The sequence below is a fragment of the Nonomuraea sediminis genome (assembly GCF_018531495.1).
In the GTDB taxonomy this organism is placed as follows: domain Bacteria; phylum Actinomycetota; class Actinomycetes; order Streptosporangiales; family Streptosporangiaceae; genus Nonomuraea; species Nonomuraea sediminis.
The window spans coordinates 68200-86721 of record NZ_JAHDTI010000004.1 but is presented as its reverse complement, the minus strand read 5'-3'; the positions used below and the strand labels follow the sequence as shown (position 1 = coordinate 86721).

Here is an 18522-nt window from a genome sequence, read left to right as displayed (position 1 = left end):
GGATCAACCGCAGTTACCCCAGGCCGAGACGGTGGCGCTGGAACCAGCGCTACCGGCGAACCTCACACACTTGCCCTTGGCGACGAGCTTCACCGGACCGGCGTACCACTCGTAATTGCCGCTGTCGGTCCTGCTCTCGCCGCCCTGCACTTCGAGCCTGGCGCTGACGGGGGTGGACTTGCCCACGTCGTCGCCGGACTTCAGCGTGACCACGCAGTTCTCGCCCGTACCGCTGTTGTACAGCTGATAGACGGTGCCACCCTCTACAGGCTGCTGGCGCTGGACGTAAAATCCGGAGCCGCACACCTGAGTGGGGGTGTACTTCTGCGCCGGGGCGGGCGCCTGCGTCGGCTTCGGCTGCTCAGTGGTCCTCGTGGGAGTTGGCTTGGGCTCTTCCGGCTTCTGCGTCTGGGTCGGCTTCTCCGTGGGCTTGTCCGTGGGCTTGTCCGTGGGCTTGTCCGATGGCCTGCCCTCGGTGGGGGACGGCGTGGGGGTCGCGGACTGAGGCTGGGTCGGGCTCGTGGTGGGGGTTCCCTCCGGCGAGGGCTCGACCGTCTTGGTGACCGTGGCCGTGGGAGTCGGCTTCTGGTCGTCCTGGTTGTCCTTCGGCTTGTCGGTCGGCTTGCCGTGCCCGCGCCTGTCATTGGTGGGCGTCGCCTGGACGGTCACGGTCGCCGGCTGGGTGGGCACGACCACCGGCTGCGTCGGCACCGGCGTCGGGACCTGCGTCAGCACCGGCACGTTCGAGGGCGGCAGGCTGGAGTCCGTCGGCAGGACCAGCGGCACCACCCCGTCGTCGTCCGGGCTGGGCGTGGCCGCCCAGGGCGCGGTCACGACCACCTGCGGCTGCTGCGGCTGCTGGGTCGTGCCCGGCTGGGCCGCCTGGGTCGGCTGGCCGTTCTGCGGCACGCCGACCGTCCCGTCCGAGGAGGTCGCCCCGGAGCCGGCGCTCGGCTTGGAGGCCGCGGCCTGCTCGGCGACGGTGGTCAGGTGGACCGTCGAGTAGCGACTGGCGCCCCACAGGCCGAGGCCCGACACCAGCGCCACCGCGGCCACGCCGGCCACCAGGCCGATCGGGAACGGCTTCTTCTTCGCCGCCGCGGTGGTCTGGCCCTGCAGCGTGTTCGGCGGCGTCCAGTTCTGCTGCGGCTGCGCCTGCGGGGCGCCCGGCGGCGGTCCCCACATCTGCTGCGTCGGCTGCTGCGGGATCGCCTGGGGCAGCGGCACCGGCATCGCGACCGGGACGCCCTCGATCGGCACGCCCTCGATCGGCTCGCCCTGCGGCGGCACGGGCATGACCGACTGCATCGCCGGTGCCTTGTCGCCGAGCAGGCGCAGCAGCGCGGTGTAGGCGGTCGGCCTGCCGGCCACGTCCTTGGCCAGCGCCGTCGCCACGACCTCGCGCAGCTGCTGGGGCAGCGCACCGAGTTCGGGCTCGGCGTTCAGCACGGCCTCGGGGTTCTGGTCGAACGGCGCGGCGCCGGTCCCCGCGAACACCACGGTCGCGGCCCAGGCGAAGACGTCGGCATAGGGCCCGTACTGCAACCCGGCGACCTGTTCGGGCGCCTGGTAGGCCACCTCGCCGACGGGGTCGCCCATCTCGAAGTCGGTTACTCGCGGCCCGTCGGCCGTGAGGATGACGTTGCGCGGGGTCAGCCCCCGGTGTGCGAGCCCGGCCAGGTGGATGGCGGTCAGCGCGGTCAGTGTCCCGACGGCCACGCGCTCGAGCGCGTCGCCGTCCAGTGGTCCCTCGTGCTCGACTACCTCGGCAAGCGAGCGGCCTTCGACGTTCTCCCTGACGATGTACGGCACGCCGTCCGCGATCCCCGCGTCGATCGTGCGCGCCACGTAGGCGCTCGATACCCGCTTGACGCTCTTGAGCCGCGGCACGAACTCAGGGTCGGCGCCGGGGACGGTCTTGATCGCCACGACGTCGGAGTCCGCGGACTCCTTACCCAGGTAGACGGTGCCACGGGGGCCATCACCGAGCCGGCCGACGATGTCATAATCGCCCATGCGCCGGGCGTGCTCCGGCTGCGAAGAGTCCTTCTCCGCCATGAATGTCCTTCCAACAGAGCACCATGATCGAGGGACACTTTAGCCAAATACGCCCCATACGCATCAGGGGTTTCGGTTACGATCTATGACATTTCACCGTCAATTCGCCCTACTGGCACGCCAGCCCCTTTTTCTCCCCAATGGGACGACTCGGGACGCCGCGACAAGCAGCCCGGTGAGCAGCAGCGCGCCCCCGGCGACGGCTCCGGCGACGTTCATCGCGCGGGTGTCGGGCGGGGGCACCTTCCGGATGGCGGTGGCCGGCAGCGGCGGCTGCGCGGGCGGGGCCACGGCTACCTGCTCGGACGGCAGGATCGCGGTCACGGCCAGCAGCGGGTTCACCATGCCGGCCCCGGTGCCCTTGCCAAGCTCGCCGTCGGCGGTAGCGATGATGCGCTGCCGTACCCTGACCTGGTCCAGCCGGGGGAAGCGGGAGCGCACCAGGGCGGCCACCCCCGCCACGTACGGCGTGGCGAAGCTGGTGCCCTTCAGCCCGCTGGCGTAGGCCTTGCGCGGCCACGTCGAGATGATGTCCTGCCCCGGGCCGAGCACCGAGACGGTGGAGTCCACGTTGGAGAAGTCGGACCGCTTGCCGTCGGGGTTGGCCGAGCCGACGGACAGCACGCCGTCGTAGGAGGCCGGGTAGGCGGGGCCCTCGTTGCTGTTCTCGCTGTTGCCCGCCGCCGCGACGATGACGACGTCCTTCCACAGCGCGTATTTGACCGCGTCGCGCAGGTCCGGCTGGTCGGAGGCCTGGATGGAGACGTTGATGACGCGGGCGCCCAGGTCGGCGGCGGTCCTGATCGCCTTGGCGAGCAGGGCCACGTCGCCGGTGTCCTCGTTGGACTGCTTGATGGACAGCAGCCTGACGCCCGGCGCCACGCCGTAGAACGCCGACCCCTTGATGTACTGCCCCGCCAGGATCCCCGCCACCGCGGTGCCGTGTCCCACGCAGTCGCGGAACGTGGTGTTGGTCAGATCGGCCTTGCCCGCCAGCCGGATCTGCGGATGGTTCTGGTCGACGCCGCTGTCGATCACCGCGACGGTGACGCCCTCACCCCGGGTCAGCGGCCAGACGCGCTTGATGTCGAGCCTGCGCTGCGCCCACGACTCGGCCATCGTGTAGTGCCCGATGGGCGGATTGCAGTCGGGTTCCGCCCTGGCCTGCGCCGGAACGATCCCCCCGGAGCCAAGCGCCAGCACACCCGCCAGAACGCCTCGACCGATCATGCCGCCAGAGCCTACTAAACCCCCATAAACCCCAACCCCCGAACAACCCCAGAGGTCACGGCACGCCAGGGCGAGGAAGAATCGCAGCGCAAAGTACGGCGGGCCAGAAAAACGCGACGCACCGCGACAGCGCATCTACACGGCAGGCCGGAAAAGCGTGACGCGCCCCGCGCCGGGGTCGGCGAGGAGGCGTGCGGTGGTTGTCCGGCGCAAAGATACGGCGGGCCAGGGGGCCGTGGCGCCGGGGTCGGCGAGGAGAAGCGCGGCGATTGTCCGGCGCGCAGGTACGGCAGGCCAGGGGGCCGTGGCGCCGGGGTGACGAAGCGCCGTGACGGCGGGCAAGCGTCATCGACTCGCCGCAAGCGCCGGGCACGGGCCCTCGGCCGGAGTACGGCGGGCGGCCGTTCTCGGCGGCCCGCCGTACAACAGCAGGATGTAGTGGGAGTACGGCGGGCGGCCGTTCGCGGCGGCCCGCCGTACAGCAGGATGTAGTTATCGCGTGGCGGATTCGATGTTGCCGCGGTAGGTGTTGATGACGCGCGCCGCCTCCTGGAGTTCCTCGGTCATGCGCTGGAAGGCGGTCCGGTAGTTCTGCCAGGCGCCGTTGAAGCGCTCGGCCCCCGGCCCCGTCCACGCGGTGCCGACCTTGGCGGCCTCCCTGTCGAGCGCCGTCATCGTGGTGCGGACCGCCTCCGACTGCTGGGTGAACTGGGTGGCCATCAGCTGCATTTCACCGGGGTCGCCACCGAGCAGGCTCTGGCTCATGCATACCTCCAAGACCGACGTGAGATCGACGTGAGAGCGACCTCACCATAGGCATCGCAGGGGCCCATCGCCTCCGGTTATGCCGAGCGGCTATGGTCTTCCAGAGGATTATTCGGATCAAAGGGATGCCATGCGCGAGGTTGTGGTGACCGGCGGCGGCACCGGGATCGGATACGCGATCGCCGCGGCGTTCGTCTCGCTGGGTGACCGGGTCACGATCACCGGCCGCCGCGAGCACGTGCTCAAGGAGGCCGCAGGCCGCCTGGGCGCCTCCTACGTCGCCTTCGACGCCGCCCGCCCGGTGGCCGTCAAGGAGGCGCTCGACGAGCTGCCCGTCCGGGTGGACGTGCTGGTCAACAACGCCGGCGGCAACACCAACCTGGATCGGCAGCAGGCGCCCGAGCTGATCGACGTCGCCGAGGCCTGGTGGGCCAACCTCAACGCGAACCTGCTGTCGGCCGTGCTCGTCACGACCGCCCTGCTGCCCAGGATGCCGAAGGGCGCCAGGATCATCTCGATCGGCTCGATCGCCGCCCGCGGCACAGGTTCGGGCTCGTACGGCGCGGCCAAGGCGGCCGTCGAGTCGTGGACCGCCGACCTGGCTGCCGAGCTCGGCCCGCGTGGCATCACCGCGAACGTGGTCGCGCCCGGGATCGTGGTCGACACGGAGTTCTTCCGCGGCCGCCTGACCGAGGAGGGCATCAGGGCCCGGGTGGAGAACACCAGGAACGGCCGTCCGGGCACGCCGGCCGACGTGGCCGACACCGTGCTGTTCGTGGCCTCCAGGGGAGCGCGGCATCTCACGGGCCAGGTCATCCATCTCAACGGGGGCGCGTACCTGGGCCGCTGAGGGCAGTTGCCTAAACTCCGTTGAGTACTAGTCGAGGAAGGGTGCAAGTCGGTGCGGAAGGTTCTCATCGCCAATCGCGGCGAGATCGCGGTCAGGGTCGCCCGCGCATGCCAGGACGCGGGCATCGCCAGCGTCGCCGTCTACGCCGACCAGGACCTCGACGCCCTGCACGCCAAGGTGGCCGACGAGGCGTACGCGCTGGGCGGGCAGTCGCCCGCCGAGACCTACCTGGACATCGCCAAGCTGCTGGAGATCGCCCGGCGTTCCGGCGCCGACGCCGTCCACCCCGGCTACGGCTTCCTGGCGGAGAACGCCGACTTCGCCCAGGCCGTGATCGACGCCGGGCTGATCTGGATCGGCCCGCCGCCCGCGGCCATCGCCGCCCTCGGTGACAAGGTGCGCGCCAGGCACATCGCGCAGAAGGTGGGCGCCCCGTTGGTGGCGGGCACCAAGGACCCGGTCTCGGGCGCCGACGAGGTGGTCGCGTTCGCCGAGGAGCACGGCCTGCCGATCGCGATCAAGGCGGCCTACGGCGGCGGCGGTCGCGGCATCAAGGTGGCCAGGAGCATGGACGAGGTCGCCGACCTGTACGAATCGGCCGTGCGCGAGGCGATCGCCTCGTTCGGCCGCGGCGAGTGCTTCGTCGAGCGCTACCTCGACCGCCCGCGCCACGTGGAGACCCAGTGCCTGGCCGACACGCACGGCAACGTGGTCGTGGTCAGCACCCGCGACTGCTCGCTGCAGCGCCGCCACCAGAAGCTGGTGGAGGAGGCACCCGCGCCGTTCCTGTCGCAGGAGCAGATCGAGACGCTCTACACCAGCTCCAAGGCGATCCTGCGGGAGGCGGGCTACGTCGGCGCGGGCACCTGCGAGTTCCTTGTCGGCCAGGACGGCACGATCTCCTTCCTCGAGGTCAACACCCGCCTGCAGGTCGAGCACCCGGTCACCGAGGAGGTCGCGGGCGTCGACCTGGTGCGGGAGATGTTCAGGATCGCCGACGGCGAGGCGCTGGGCTACGACGACCCGGTGCTGCGCGGCCACTCCATCGAGTTCCGCATCAACGCCGAGGACGCGGGCCGCAACTTCCTGCCCGCGCCCGGCACGCTGACCGTCTGGCGCCCGCCCGCGGGCCCCGGTGTACGGCTCGACGCCGGGTTCGAGGCGGGGATGACGGTCCCGCAGACGTTCGACTCGCTGGTCGCCAAGCTGATCGTGACCGGCAGGACGCGCAGGGAGGCGCTGGAGCGCTCGCGCAGGGCGCTGGCCGAGTTCGAGATCGACGGCATGCCCACCGTGCTGCCCTTCCACCGGGTGATCGTGGAGGACCCGGCGTTCACCGCCGAGCCGTTCTCCATCCACACCCGGTGGATAGAGACCGAGTTCGACAACCGGATCCCGCCCTATGCGGGCGAGGTCGCCGTGGAGGAGCCCGCCGCCAGACAGACGGTGACGGTCGAGGTCGGGGGCAAGCGCCTGGAGGTGGTCCTGCCCGAGGGCCTCGGTACGGCCGGCCGTACACCTTCCGCGAATGCCACGGCGCCCAAGCGCAGAAGCGGCGGGGCGAAGAAGGCGGCGGCGGGCGGCGACGCGCTCGTCAGCCCGATGCAGGGCACGATCGTCAAGGTCGTGGCCTCCGACGGCGACGTCGTGTCCGAGGGCGACACCGTGGTGGTGCTCGAGGCCATGAAGATGGAGCAGCCGCTGGCCGCGCACAAGTCCGGCACCATCACCGGGCTCGACGCGACGGTCGGGCAGACGGTGACGGCGGGCGCGACGATCTGCGAGATCAAGGACGCCTGAGATCCCAGGATCTGCGAGCACGCTGCGCGCTCGCTCCGCCCGCTGAGGGTAACGTGCGCAGTGAGGAACTTTACCGATCGCCCGTTCGTCCTCATGGGCGAAGGAGGCTTGCTGCCAATGACCCATTCGCTGCGCCGAGCAGGGGCCGCGATCGCGGCTCTGATCGCCGGTCTACTCGTCGTACTTGCTGTTTCGCCCGCCGCCATGGCCGCGGCGCCGCCCGATCCCAACTCGGTGATTTCGGCCTGGAAACAGGATCGGCTCTACGTGGCGCCGGGCTCCACGCTGACCTCCGATCAGCAGGAGCAGATCAATGACGCCCTGAAGGGCGCCGACAGCAAGATCTATGCCGTGGCACTCCCCGACGGGACCGTTGACAACTCCTCTGTCGGCCCTTATATCAAGTCGCTCGGCAATGGGCTGACCCAGGCAGGGCGTCCCAGTGCGACCGTTGCCGTGCTCGACGGCACGACCTTGTTCGCCGCGTCCAGCGCGTTGAAGTCGGGTGTCGCGGGCAGGCTGGCCAACCTGTCGGTCAACGCCAACTCCGGTGACGTCGTGAAGGGCATGCAGGACTTCGTCAAGCGCGTCGACCTGGCGGTCGACGGCAAGCGCGCGGCGCTGGAGTCCGGCAGCAAGGCCGGCGGTGGCGGCGGCACCGGCGTGCTGCTCGGCCTGGGCGCGCTGGTCCTGGTCGGCGGCGGCGGATACTTCCTGTACTCGCGCAACAAGAAGAAGCAGCGGGCCATCCAGCAGGCCAAGGACCTGGCCGCGGTCAAGCAGACCGTGGAGGAGGACGTCACCAAGTTCGGTGAGGAGATCACCGCGCTCGACACCGACGTCCAGCTCACCGGCCAGGGCGGCCAGCACATCACCGAGTGGCAGCAGGCCCTCGACTCCTACGACAAGGCCAAGACGCAGCTGGCCGCGGTGCAGCGGGCCGAGCAGGTCCGCGACGTCACGCAGACGCTGGAGGACGGCCGCTACGCGCTGGCCGTGGTGAAGGCCAAGGTCGGCAACCTGCCGATCCCCGAGCGGCGCGCCCCCTGCTTCTTCAACCCGCAGCACGGCCCGTCGGTGCGCGACGTGCGCTGGGCCCCGCCCGGCGGCGCGGTGCGCGACGTGCCGGCCTGCGCGGCCGACGCCGAGGCGGTCGAGCGCGGCTTCGACCCGCAGATGCGCGAGGTCATGGTCGACGGCCAGCGCCGCCCGTACTACGACGCGGGCCCGGCCTACCAGCCCTACGCCTACGGCTACTACGGCGGCTTCGGCGACGTCATGACCGGCATGTTCATCGGCACGCTGCTGGGCAGCTCGTTCGGCGGCTGGGGCTGGGGCGGCGGCGGCTACGGGGCCGGCTACGCCGAGGGCTTCCAGGACGGCGGCGGCGGTGACGGCGGCGGCTTCGGTGACTTCGGCGGCGGCGGAGGCGACGGCGGCGGCTGGGGCGACTTCGGTGGCGGCGGAGGCGACTTCGGCGGCGGAGACTTCGGCGGCGGCGACTGGTAAGCAAGCCAGAAAAGGCGGGCGCGTTCCCTTCGGGGAGCGCGCCCGCCGCGCTTTCAGATGCCGATGGCGGCTTCCGGCTGCATGAGGCGGCGGGCGGCCTCGGTGATCGAACCCGACAGCGACGGGTAGACGGCGAAGGTGTGGGCCAGCTGGTCGACCGTCAGGCGCTGCTGCACGGCCACGGACACGGCCAGGATCAGCTCAGAGGCCCGCGGCGCCACCACCACGCCGCCGAGCACGATGCCGGTGTGCGGGCGGCAGAACAGCTTGACGAAGCCGTCGTTGAAGCCCTGCATCTTGGCCCGGGCGTTGGTGGCCAGCGGCAGCTTGACCACGTTGGCCTCGATCTCGCCGGACTCGATGGCCTGCTGCGCCACGCCGACCGCGGCGATCTCCGGGTCGGTGAAGATGTTGGAGGCGACCGTCGCCAGCCGCAGCGGCTGGACGGCCTCGCCGAGCGCGTGCCAGACCGCGATGCGGCCCTGCATGGCCGCGACCGAGGCGAGCATCAGCACGCCGGTGCAGTCGCCGGCGGCGTAGACGCCGGGCGCGGAGGTGCGCGAGACCTTGTCGACCTTGATGAAGCCGGCCCTGTCGAGCTGGACCCCGGCCTCCTCCAGGCCGATGCCGGCGGTGTTGGGCACCATGCCGACCGTCATCAGCGCGTGGGAGCCCTCGGCCACCCGGCCGTCCTCCAGCGTGACCAGCACGCCCTTCTCGGTGCGGGTGACGGACGCGGCGCGCGAGCGGCCCATGACGTTCATGCCGCGGCGGCGGTAGACCTCTTCGAGCACCTCGGCGCCGTCGGCGTCCTCGTTGGGCATCATGCGGTCGCGGCTGGACACCAGCGTGACCTCGGCGCCGAGCGACCGGTAGGCGCCGGCGAACTCCGCGCCGGTCACGCCCGACCCGACCACGATCAGGTGCTCGGGCAGCTCGTCCAGGTCGTACAGCTGGCGCCAGGTGAGGATCCGCTCGCCGTCCGGCTCGCAGCCCTTGAGGATGCGCGGTGTCGCGCCGGTGGCCAGCAGCACGACGTCGGCCCTGATCGTACGGTCGCCCGCCTTGACCACCTGGGGGTCGACCAGCCGCCCGTGAGCCTTGATGATCTCCACGCCCTCGGCGGACACCCGGGTCGCGATGTCGGCGGACTGCGCCTGGGCCAGCTCCTTGACCCGCTTGTTGACCAGGGGCAGGTCGACGGTCGCCACGCCGACGTCGCGGTCCTCGCCGCCGGTGAACGACACGCCGAGCGAGGACGCGTCCAGCAGAGCCTGCTTGCGGACCGAGGTCGCGATCAGGGTCTTGGAGGGCACGCAGTCGGTCAGGACGCAGGCGCCTCCCGGCCCGTCCTGCTCGACCATCGTGACCTCGGCGCCCAGCTGTGCGGCGACCAGGGCCGCCTCGTAGCCGCCCGGTCCGCCGCCAATGATCACGATCCTAGTCACGTGTCCTATTGTCCCGCATGGTTCACCGTGCCGACGAACGGGTCGCGCTACGCTTGTCTGCTGTGCCTGTCTACGCCGCATACGGCAGCAACATGGATCCCGAGCAGATGGCCATGCGCGCGCCGCACTCGCCGGTGCGCGGTGTCGGCTGGCTGCCGCGCTGGCGGTTGACCTTCGGCGGTGAGGGCCGCCTGTCCACGATCGTCGAGGATGCCGCCGAGCACGTGTTCGTCGTCCTGTACGACGTGCCCGAGTTCGACGAGACCTCGCTCGACCAGTGGGAGGGTGCGGCCCGCGGCGTCTATCACAAGATCCGGCTGCGGGTGCAGACGCTCGAGGGCGAGCAGGTGGCCTGGTGCTACGTGCTCGACGGCTACGAGGGCGGGCTGCCCTCCGCGCGCTACCTCGGCATCCTGGCCGACGCCGCGGAGCGCGCGGGAGCTCCTGCCGACTACGTGAAGGCGATGCGGGAACGCCCCTGCGAACCTAGCTGAGCGGCTGGTCCTTGGTCTCCTTCAGCGCGAAGATGTAGACCAGCGTCGAGACCAGCGCCAGCGCGGACATGTACCACGGGAAGGCGCCCGGGTTCTTGGCCTCGATGAACGCCGTGCCGATCAGCGGCGCGGTGCCGCCGAAGAGTCCCACGGTCAGCGAGTACGGGAAGCCGGCGCCGGAGGCCCGAACCCGGGTCGGGAACGACTCGGAGTTGACCGCCGCGGAGATCGCCGTGAAGCCGCTCAGGAAGAGCATGCCGATGCACTGGATGATCAGCAGGCTGGCGAAGGAGTTCGACAGGAGGCCCAGCAGCGGCACGGGGAGCAGGGTGAACCCGAGGCCGAAGGTGATCAGGACCGGCTTGCGGCCGATCCGGTCCGACAGGATGCCCACCAGCGGCTGCAGGACCATGAAGAACAGTAGCGAGATCGTGCCGATCAGCAGCGAGTCCGCCTTGGGGAACTTTACGGTGATCTGCGCGTAGGTCGGCAGGAAGCTGGTCCAGGTGTAGTAGGCGACGGTGCCCGCGATCGTGATGCCGATGATGAGCAGCGCCTGCCTGGGGTAATGGCGGAAGAAGTCGAAGAGCCTGGGACGCTCGGCCTCGCCCTTCTGGATCTCCCCGGCCACGTGGGACGTCTCGTCGGCGCCCTTGCGGATCCACAGGCCGACCACGCTGATCACCGCGCCGACCACGAACGGGATGCGCCAGCCGTAGGAGTTCATGTCCGCCTCGACCAGCGTGCTCGCCAGCACAGCGGCCAGGCCCGAAGCGAGGAGCTGGCCGATGGTCGTGCTGACGTACTGGAAGCTGGAGAACAGGCCGCGGCGCCCGGGCGGCGCCGACTCCACCAGGAACGTGGTCGCGGCCGCGAACTCACCGCCGACGGAAAGACCCTGGATCAGCCGGGCGACCACCAAGACGATCGGCCCGAAGACGCCCGCCGCCGCGTACGTCGGCGTGACGGCCAGCAACAGCGAGCCCACGCCCATCAAGATGATCGTGAACGTCATCGCCGACTTGCGGCCGAAACGGTCGGCGAACGCGCCGACCACCAGACCGCCCAGCGGACGCATGACGAAACCGACCGCGAACACGACGTAGGTCGCCAGCAGCGGGACGAGATCGTTGTTCGCCGACTTCGGGAAGACCTGGGTGGCGAGGGTGGTGGCCAGGAACGTGTAGGTGTACCAGTCGAACCACTCGACGACGTTGCCGACGCTGGCCGCCATGAGCTGGCGGACGCGGCTTCGTGGGATTTCGACAGGAGTGGATGCAAGGGGAGGGCTGGCCACAGGGGGGCTCCTTTGCCATAGGTGCGGTGATGGCTTACTGTGCAGGCAACAAGTTGAAACAGTCAAACATCCAGAAATATCTTTACATTTCCGACATGTAAGCGGTTTGAGGTGGATGTTCTAGACCAACGGCTGGTAGCCGCACTTCAGGTGAACCCGCGCGCCTCGTGGGGCGACATCGGCCGCGCCATCGGCGAGCACGAGCGGACGGTCGCCCGCCGTCTGCAGCGCCTGATCGCCGACGGCCAGTTGCGGGTCACCGCCATCCACGACGACCTGCGCACGGGCCACGGCCGCCCGGTCCACCTCCACGTGCAGGTACGGCCGGGCAGCACCGCCGGCGTGGCCGAGGCGCTGGCCCGGCGGCCCGACACGCGCTCCGTCTACGCGGTGACCGGCGCGGCAGACCTGGCCTGCGAGCTGGTCGCCCCGACCAGGGAAGCGATGCACGACATCCTGACCGCGCAGGTCAGCGCGATCGACGGCGTCCTGCAGACGCGAACGCAGGTGGTGTTGCACACCTTCCGCACGGTCGCCGAGTGGCACGCTCCCTTCCTCACCGACGCCGAGGTGAAGGAGCTCCGGCCGGAGCCGCCCTGCGAGGAGCCGCAGGACCAGGACGTGCTGTCGCCCCTGGAACAGGAGATCGCCGACCTGCTGGCCGAGGACGGCCGGATGGGCTTCACCGCGATCGCCGAGCGGCTGGACATCTCGGTCCCGACCGCGCGCAAGCGGGTCGCCTCGCTGCTCGACCGGCACCTGATCCTGCCGCGGGCCGAGATGGAGCCGGTGCTGCTCGGGCTGGAGGTCGACGCCATCCTGTGGCTGGCCGTACGGCCGCACGGCCTGGACCGGGTGGGCACCACGCTGGCCACCCATCCCGGCGTCCGCTACTGCGCGGCCACCTCCGGCACCCACTCCGTGATCGTCCAGGTGACGGTCGCGCACGAGGCCGAGCTCTACCGCTTCCTGACCGCGGTCGTCGGACCGCTCGACGACGTCACCGACGTCGACGTCACATTGATCACCCGGGCCTACAAGCGCGGCTTCCTGCGCAAGTCGGGCCTGCTGACCCTGGAGAAGGTGCCATGACTCCTGCCGAACAAGAAGTCGCCGAGCTCTGCGTCGAGCTGATCAAGGTCGACAGCAGCAACTACGGCGACGGCAGCGGCCCGGGCGAGCGCGCCGCCGCCGAGGTCGTCATGGCCCGGCTGGCCGAGGTCGGCATCGAGCCCACCTACATCGAGAGCGAGCCCGGCCGCGGCAACGTGATCACCCGGGTCGAGGGCAGCGACCCGTCGCTTCCCGCCCTGCTCGTGCACGGGCACCTCGACGTCGTCCCGGCCAACGCCGCCGACTGGTCGGTGGACCCGTTCGCCGGGGAGGTGCGCGACGGCTACATCTGGGGCCGGGGCGCGGTGGACATGAAGGACATGGACGCGATGATGCTGGCCGTACTCCGGCAGCTGAAGCGTGACGGGCGCAAGCCCAGGCGCGACCTCGTCTTCGCCTGGGTCGCCGACGAGGAGGCGGGCGGCGTCTACGGCGCCAAGCACCTGACGGCCCACCACCCGGAGCTGTTCGAGGGCGTGACCGAGGCGATCAGCGAGGTCGGTGGCTACTCGCTGGAGGTGGACCCGTCGCTGCGGCTCTACCTCATCGAGACCGCGCAGAAGGGCCTGGCCTGGATGAAGCTGGTCGCCGACGGCAGGGCGGGGCACGGCTCGATGCTCAACGTCGACAACGCCGTGACCGAGGTGGCCAAGGCGGTGGCGCGCATCGGCGCGCACGAATGGCCGCTGACCTACACCCCGACGGTGCGGACCTTCCTCACCGAGGTCGCCGACGCCTTCGGCATCCCCTTCGACCCCGAGGACCCGCAGGCCGTCCTGGACAGGATCGGGCCGCTGGTCCGCTTCGTCGGGGCGACGCTGCGTAACACGACCAACCCGACCCAGCTCGAGGCGGGCTACAAGGCCAACGTGATCCCCGGGCAGGCCGCCGCGGTCGTCGACGGGCGCTTCCTGCCCGGCCACGAGGAGGAGTTCTTCAAGACCATCGACTCGCTGCTGGGCGAGCGGGTCAGGCGCGAGTTCGTGCACCACGACATCGCGCTGGAGACCTCCTTCGACGGGGCGCTGGTGGAGTCCATGATCGCGGCGCTGAAGGCGGAGGACCCGACCGCGCGGGCCGTGCCGTACTGCATGTCGGGCGGCACCGACAACAAGACCTTCTTCGCCGACCTGGGCGTGCGCGGTTTCGGCTTCGTGCCGCTGCGCCTGCCCAAGGACATGGACTTCGCGGCCATGTTCCACGGCGTGGACGAGCGCGTCCCCGTCGAGGCCCTCCAGTTCGGTGTGAGGGTCCTCGACAGGCTGCTCCTAAACTACTGACGTGAGCAACGCACTAACCGCCGCCACCGGGATCGAGTCCTTCGACGTCGCGCTGGTCATGGGGTCCGGCTGGGCCCCGGCCGCCGACGCGCTGGGCGAGCCGGTGGCCGAGGTCCCCTTCGCCGACCTGCCCGGATTCGCGCCGCCCGCCGTGGCGGGACACGGCGGCAAGGTCCGCGTGGTGCGCACCGACGGCGGCAGGCACCTGCTGGTCTTCCTCGGCCGCACCCACCTGTACGAGGGCGTGGGCGTCGAGAAGGTCGTCCACGGCATCCGCACCGCGGCCGAGGCCGGCGTGCGCACGGTGGTGCTGACCAACGCCGCCGGCGGGCTGCGCCCCGAGACGCAGCACGTCGGCGATCCCGTGCTGATCAGCGACCACATCAACATGACGGGCGCCAACCCGCTGACCGGCACGCGCTTCCTCGACCTGACCGAGGTCTACTCCAAGCGGCTGCGCGCCCTGGTGCACGAGGTCGACCCGACCATCGCCGAGGGCGTCTACGTCGCCTTCCGCGGCCCCACCTACGAGACGCCGGCCGAGATCCGCATGCTGCGCACGCTCGGCGGCGACCTGATCGGCATGTCCACGGTCCTGGAGGCGATCGCCGCCCGCGAGGCCGGGATGGAGGTGCTCGGCATCTCCCTGGTCACCAACCCGGCTGCGGGCCTGTCGGACGAGCCGCTGAACCACGAGGAGGTCCTCGAGGTGGGCAGGGCGACCGCCGCACGTATGGGCGGCCTGCTCGCCAAGGTGGTCGACCGGCTGTGACCGATCTGCTCCGCCAGGCCAGGGAGTGGCTGGCCCAGGATCCCGACCCCGACACGCGGGTCGAGCTGTCCACCCTCATCGAGCACGGCGACGTGTCCGACTTCTTCGACAAGAAGCTGGAGTTCGGTACGGCAGGCCTCCGCGGCGAGCTGGGCCCGGGCCCGAACCGGATGAACCGGGTGACCGTGATGCGGGCCGCCGCCGGGCTGGCCAAGGTCCTCGGACCCGGCAAGCACGTCGTCATCGGCTACGACGCCCGCCACAAGTCGGACGTGTTCGCCCGCGACACCGCGGCCGTGCTGACCGGGGCGGGGCTGCACGCCTCGCTGATGCCGCGCCCGCTGCCGACCCCGGTCCTGGCCTACGCGGTGCGTCACCTGGACGCCGACGCCGGGGTCATGGTGACGGCCAGCCACAACCCGCCCAGGGACAACGGCTACAAGGTCTACTGGGGCGACGGTTCCCAGATCGTGCCGCCGGTCGACGCGGAGATCTCCGCCGCCATCGACGCGGTCGGCCGGGTCGACGAGCTGCCGCTGCACGGCCCGGGCACGCTGACCGAGCTGGGCGACGGGATCGTCGACGACTACCTGGAGGCGCTGACCTCCCTGCCGCTGGGCGACGCGCGTGACCTGCGGGTGGCCTACACGCCGCTGCACGGCGTGGGCGGTGCCACGCTGATGGGGGCGTTCCTGGCTGCCGGGTTCCACAGCCCGGTCGCCGTGGCGGAGCAGCGCGACCCCGACCCCGACTTCCACACGGTCTCCTTCCCCAACCCGGAGGAGCCCGGCGCGATGGATCTCGCGCTGGCGCTCGCCGACCGGATGGAGGCCGACCTGGTGCTGGCCAACGACCCCGACGCCGACCGGTGCGCGGTGGGGGTCCGGCAGCCGGACGGCACCTGGCGCATGCTGTCCGGCGACGAGCTCGGCGGGCTGCTGGGCGAGCACGTGATCACCCACACCTCCGGCGACCGGATGGTGGCCACCACGATCGTCTCCTCCACCCTGCTCGGCAAGATCGCGGCCGCGCACGGCGTGCGGTACGGCGAGACGCTGACCGGCTTCAAGTGGATCATGCGAGCGGGTCCCGGCCTGGTCTTCGGTTACGAGGAGGCCATCGGCTACAGCGTGGGCGACGTGGTCAGGGACAAGGACGGCATCGGCGCCGCGCTGACCGTGGCCGCGATCGCGGCCACGGCCAAGCACCACGAGCGCACGCTGCTCGACCTGCTCGACGACCAGGCCAGGCGGTACGGCCTGCACGCCACGGCGCCGCTGTCGTTCCGCGTGGACGACCTGTCGCTGATCGCCGACGCCATGGCCAGGCTCCGCGCGAACCCGCCCAAGGAGCTCGGCGGGCGCGCCGTCGAGACGGCCGACGACCTGGCCAAGGGCGAGGGCGGGCTGCCGCCCACCGACGGCCTGCGCTACCGGCTGGCCGGCGGGGCCCGCGTGGTGGTGCGTCCTTCTGGCACCGAGCCCAAGCTCAAGTGCTACCTCGAGGTCGTGGTCCCGGTGACCGGGGAGGTGGCCGACGCGCGGGCGCTGGCCGTACACGACCTCGAGGCGCTCAAGGCGGACGTGAGCGCGGCGCTGGGGCTCTAGGCCAGCCTGAACTGCAGCTCGGTGTCCCAGTCGTGCAGGTCGGGGCGCTCGCGGGGGTCGGTCAGGTAGTGCTCGGTGCGGGCGACCCAGTGCTCGCCGTCGGCCTCCTCGGTCATGTCCCACTTCAGGCCCTGGTCCGTGGCCCAGCGCAGCAGGTCGGCCGTGACGCCCATCAGCTGGTCGGGGTGGCCGTGGTGGAGCACGGTGGCGTAGCGGCCGGCGGGGAGCACGTCGGCGAAGTAGTCGCCCTCCGGCTCCACCGGGCTCGCCACCGGGATGCCCGCATGGACGAGCAGCCGGTCATTGGGCATGTCGATGACCTCGTAGCGGAAGAACGGCGCGCCGGCCAGGGTGACGCCGCGCTGCAAGAGCCACCCGATCATCTCTGCGATCCGGTCGCCGACCAGGCCGAACGTGGTCATCGTGATCTCGCGCTTGATCCCCAGGTAAGGGCGGTCAGGAAATTCGGTGATAGTAGGCATGTCCTCCTCCTTCAACCGTTGGTACGGAGCGCGGCCTCGAAACTCATCGGCAGCCCGAACAGCCGGAACAGATCCGGGTCGAGGTAGGTGGTCGAGCCCGTGACCAGACCGCCCCCGGTCTCGAGCGCCACCAGCGCGAACGCCCGTCCGCCCACGTACTGGCCGTACATCCCCGCGCCCACCCTGACCAGGCGCGACCCGTCGCACGGCGCGTCGGCCACGCGCACCACGGCCGCGATGGCCGCGCGTCCGTCGAGCCACCAGCCGAACGGCGGCATCGTCATCGTCGCGTCCTCGTGCAGCAACGACACCAGCAGCTCGACGTCGTGCCGCTCGAAGGCGTCCACGTACCGCCCGAGCAGTTCCTCGTCCACCTCCTGGTACGGCAGGCCGGCGGCCGGCATCGAGGCCCTGGCCCGCTGCAGGGCGCTGTTGACCGAGGCGAGGCTGGTCCCGAGCAGCCCCGCAACCTCGGCGGCCGACCAGCGCAGCACGTCGCGCAGGATGAGCGTGGCCCGCTGCCGCGGCGGCAGGTGCTGCAGCGCGGCCAGGAACGCCAGCCGTACCGACTCCTTGGCGATCGTGACGTCGGCGGGATCGTGGCCATCGGGCGAGGGCCACAGCCAGCGTTCGCCGGGCAGCGGCTCGCCCAGCGGGGAGCCGGGCTCGGCGGCGGGACCCAGGTCCATGGCGCGGGCCCGGCGTTGCGTGCCGCGCAGCATGTCGATGCAGACGTTGGTGGCGATGTGGAACAGCCACGCCCTGGCGGGACCGCGATCGGGGTCGTAGCGCGCCTGCCAGGCCTTGACCAGCGTCTCCTGCACCGCGTCCTCGGCCTCGAAGCCGGAGCCGAGCATGCGGTAGCAGTAACCGGTCAGCTCCGCGCGGTGCTCTTCGAGATCCATGGGCTCACTTCGATCTGGAGTTCGGTGACCCACTCGTCGAGATTCTCCGGGCAGTGCAGCGACACCTCCCTGGCCAGGCCGAGCGAGCGGTAGCCATTCTCCTCGATCCAGTGGGCCAGCGTCTGGAAGGTGCGGCCGACGTCGTCCATCGAGCCGTTGTGGATGATGGTCGCCGCGACCTCGATGGGCGGCAGGTCGACCACGTCGAAGTCGGTGCCGTGCGGCACCGAGACGCCGAGCCCGGCGTGCACCATGACGCTGCCGTCGTCCTCGGGCACGTAGTACGCGCAGCCGGGGCCGGTGATGGTCACGCCGGCGGCCTCCAGCCTGGCGATCAGCTCGCGGTAGAGCGGCTTGATCACCGGCCCGATGTCGGGGGCGTCGTAGCTGGCGGCGCTGCCGCTGAGCTCGGCGACCCGGGTCGGAGGGATGCGCTTGATCACCACCTCGTCGGTGTTCATGTGCCCCTCGGTCTCGATGGTCCTGAGCCTGGTCTCCACGCCGCGCAGCCTCTCCAGGTCGGCGCTGATCTGGGCCTCGAGCTGGGCGCGGCGCAGCCGTACCATGCCGTGCAGTTCCTCGGTGCTGACCTTGTCGTCGAGGATGGCGCGGACCTGCTCGAGCGTGAAGCCCAGATCCTTGATCGCGACGATGCGGTTGAGCCTGGACAGCTGGGCGGCCTGGTAGGAGCGGTAGCCGGTGACCGGGTCGACGTGCGCGGGCCGCAGCAGCCCGATCGCGTCGTAGTGGCGCAGCATGCGCACCGACACGAGTCCGAGGCGGGCAAAGTCTCCGATGCTGAACATGACCTCTCCAGATCTAGGGCCTCACACGGTGTCAGGGTCAACCCAAGTCTTGCCGATGGGCGGTTTCGTCGGTTATGTTCCCATGCAAGGCGCGACCGAACGTTCG

General features: G+C 70.7%; 16 protein-coding genes. 8 read left to right on the top strand and 8 right to left on the bottom strand.

The genetic code is table 11. The features are described 5' to 3' along the window. Positions 1 to 3: 3 nt before the first annotated feature. The 3 genes from KIK09_RS20255 to KIK09_RS20245 form a co-directional block, all read right to left on the bottom strand. Complete coding sequence (locus KIK09_RS20255; protein WP_214320844.1) at positions 4 to 2058, bottom strand: serine/threonine protein kinase; 2055 nt, start codon at positions 2056 to 2058, stop codon at positions 4 to 6. A gap of 99 nt (positions 2059 to 2157) precedes the next feature. Further along, positions 2158 to 3288, bottom strand: a complete 1131-nt coding sequence (gene mycP, locus KIK09_RS20250; RefSeq protein WP_214320843.1) for a type VII secretion-associated serine protease mycosin — start codon at positions 3286 to 3288, stop codon at positions 2158 to 2160. 492 nt (positions 3289 to 3780) lie between these two features. Then, entirely contained in the window at positions 3781 to 4053 is a 273-nt protein-coding gene (locus KIK09_RS20245; RefSeq protein WP_214320842.1) for a WXG100 family type VII secretion target, read from the bottom strand. A 130-nt stretch (positions 4054 to 4183) separates the two neighbouring features. On the opposite strand from KIK09_RS20245, the gene KIK09_RS20240 reads away from it, so the two are divergent. From KIK09_RS20240 to KIK09_RS20230, 3 genes are all read left to right on the top strand, one after another. Continuing rightward, positions 4184 to 4903, top strand: a complete 720-nt coding sequence (locus tag KIK09_RS20240; protein WP_214320841.1) for an SDR family NAD(P)-dependent oxidoreductase — start codon at positions 4184 to 4186, stop codon at positions 4901 to 4903. Positions 4904 to 4954: 51 nt separating this feature from the next. Further along, positions 4955 to 6703, top strand: a complete 1749-nt coding sequence (locus tag KIK09_RS20235) for an acetyl/propionyl/methylcrotonyl-CoA carboxylase subunit alpha (RefSeq protein ID WP_214320840.1) — start codon at positions 4955 to 4957, stop codon at positions 6701 to 6703. A 117-nt stretch (positions 6704 to 6820) separates the two neighbouring features. After that, the gene (locus tag KIK09_RS20230) at positions 6821 to 8212 is read left to right on the top strand and encodes a hypothetical protein (RefSeq protein ID WP_250573518.1); all 1392 of its coding nucleotides are present in this window, start codon (positions 6821 to 6823) and stop codon (positions 8210 to 8212) included. Positions 8213 to 8265: 53 nt separating this feature from the next. Here KIK09_RS20230 and KIK09_RS20225 read toward each other — a convergent pair whose 3' ends face one another. Beyond that, entirely contained in the window at positions 8266 to 9660 is a 1395-nt protein-coding gene (locus tag KIK09_RS20225) for an NAD(P)H-quinone dehydrogenase (RefSeq protein ID WP_214320839.1), read from the bottom strand. A gap of 62 nt (positions 9661 to 9722) precedes the next feature. Here KIK09_RS20225 and KIK09_RS20220 point away from each other — a divergent pair, with 62 nt between their 5' ends. Continuing rightward, positions 9723 to 10154, top strand: a complete 432-nt coding sequence (locus tag KIK09_RS20220) for a gamma-glutamylcyclotransferase family protein (RefSeq protein ID WP_214320838.1) — start codon at positions 9723 to 9725, stop codon at positions 10152 to 10154. Here KIK09_RS20220 and KIK09_RS20215 read toward each other — a convergent pair. After that, complete coding sequence (locus KIK09_RS20215; protein WP_214320837.1) at positions 10147 to 11388, bottom strand: MFS transporter; 1242 nt, start codon at positions 11386 to 11388, stop codon at positions 10147 to 10149. The two genes, KIK09_RS20220 and KIK09_RS20215, sit on opposite strands and share 8 nt — an antisense overlap. Positions 11389 to 11562: 174 nt before the next feature. Between KIK09_RS20215 and KIK09_RS60070 the strand changes: the two genes are divergently transcribed. The 4 genes from KIK09_RS60070 to KIK09_RS20195 are packed head-to-tail and all read left to right on the top strand — an operon-like array spanning position 11563 to position 16223. Continuing rightward, on the top strand, positions 11563 to 12543 hold the full coding sequence (locus tag KIK09_RS60070) for an Lrp/AsnC family transcriptional regulator (protein ID WP_214320836.1): 981 nt from the start codon (positions 11563 to 11565) through the stop codon (positions 12541 to 12543). Further along, positions 12540 to 13844, top strand: a complete 1305-nt coding sequence (locus KIK09_RS20205; protein WP_214320835.1) for a M20/M25/M40 family metallo-hydrolase — start codon at positions 12540 to 12542, stop codon at positions 13842 to 13844. The genes KIK09_RS60070 and KIK09_RS20205 overlap by 4 nt, the downstream gene beginning before the upstream one ends. Positions 13845 to 13902: 58 nt before the next feature. Further along, positions 13903 to 14616, top strand: a complete 714-nt coding sequence (locus tag KIK09_RS20200; protein ID WP_250573588.1) for a purine-nucleoside phosphorylase — start codon at positions 13903 to 13905, stop codon at positions 14614 to 14616. Further along, complete coding sequence (locus tag KIK09_RS20195; protein ID WP_214320833.1) at positions 14613 to 16223, top strand: phospho-sugar mutase; 1611 nt, start codon at positions 14613 to 14615, stop codon at positions 16221 to 16223. Before KIK09_RS20200 ends, KIK09_RS20195 begins: the two co-directional genes overlap by 4 nt. Here the strand turns inward: KIK09_RS20195 and KIK09_RS20190 are convergent. From KIK09_RS20190 to KIK09_RS20180, 3 genes are read right to left on the bottom strand one after another with little or no spacing between them, the layout of a single operon-like run. Then, complete coding sequence (locus tag KIK09_RS20190) at positions 16220 to 16705, bottom strand: GyrI-like domain-containing protein (protein WP_214320832.1); 486 nt, start codon at positions 16703 to 16705, stop codon at positions 16220 to 16222. The genes KIK09_RS20195 and KIK09_RS20190 overlap by 4 nt on opposite strands. Before the next feature lie 11 nt (positions 16706 to 16716). Then, positions 16717 to 17610 carry an RNA polymerase subunit sigma-70 gene (locus KIK09_RS20185; protein WP_214320831.1) on the bottom strand — a complete coding sequence of 298 codons (894 nt, stop codon included), beginning with the start codon at positions 17608 to 17610 and terminating at the stop codon, positions 16717 to 16719. Beyond that, positions 17580 to 18416: a MerR family transcriptional regulator gene (locus KIK09_RS20180; RefSeq protein WP_214320830.1), complete on the bottom strand. Its 837-nt coding sequence runs from the start codon at positions 18414 to 18416 to the stop codon at positions 17580 to 17582. The genes KIK09_RS20185 and KIK09_RS20180 overlap by 31 nt, the downstream gene beginning before the upstream one ends. Between the last annotated feature and the right edge of the window lie 106 nt (positions 18417 to 18522).

Excerpts from the sequence above, each read along its gene's own strand:
- KIK09_RS20255 (WP_214320844.1), bottom strand. The coding sequence starts at position 2,058 with ATGGCGGAGAAGGACTCTTCGCAGCCGGAGCACGCCCGGCGCATGGGC.
- mycP (WP_214320843.1), bottom strand. The coding sequence starts at position 3,288 with ATGATCGGTCGAGGCGTTCTGGCGGGTGTGCTGGCGCTTGGCTCCGGG.
- KIK09_RS20245 (WP_214320842.1), bottom strand. The coding sequence starts at position 4,053 with ATGAGCCAGAGCCTGCTCGGTGGCGACCCCGGTGAAATGCAGCTGATG.
- KIK09_RS20240 (WP_214320841.1), top strand. The coding sequence starts at position 4,184 with ATGCGCGAGGTTGTGGTGACCGGCGGCGGCACCGGGATCGGATACGCG.
- KIK09_RS20230 (WP_250573518.1), top strand. The coding sequence starts at position 6,821 with ATGACCCATTCGCTGCGCCGAGCAGGGGCCGCGATCGCGGCTCTGATC.
- KIK09_RS20215 (WP_214320837.1), bottom strand. The coding sequence starts at position 11,388 with ATGGCGGCCAGCGTCGGCAACGTCGTCGAGTGGTTCGACTGGTACACC.
- KIK09_RS20205 (WP_214320835.1), top strand. The coding sequence starts at position 12,540 with ATGACTCCTGCCGAACAAGAAGTCGCCGAGCTCTGCGTCGAGCTGATC.
- KIK09_RS20200 (WP_250573588.1), top strand. The coding sequence starts at position 13,903 with ATGGGGTCCGGCTGGGCCCCGGCCGCCGACGCGCTGGGCGAGCCGGTG.
- KIK09_RS20190 (WP_214320832.1), bottom strand. The coding sequence starts at position 16,705 with ATGCCTACTATCACCGAATTTCCTGACCGCCCTTACCTGGGGATCAAG.
- KIK09_RS20185 (WP_214320831.1), bottom strand. The coding sequence starts at position 17,610 with ATGGATCTCGAAGAGCACCGCGCGGAGCTGACCGGTTACTGCTACCGC.
- KIK09_RS20180 (WP_214320830.1), bottom strand. The coding sequence starts at position 18,416 with ATGTTCAGCATCGGAGACTTTGCCCGCCTCGGACTCGTGTCGGTGCGC.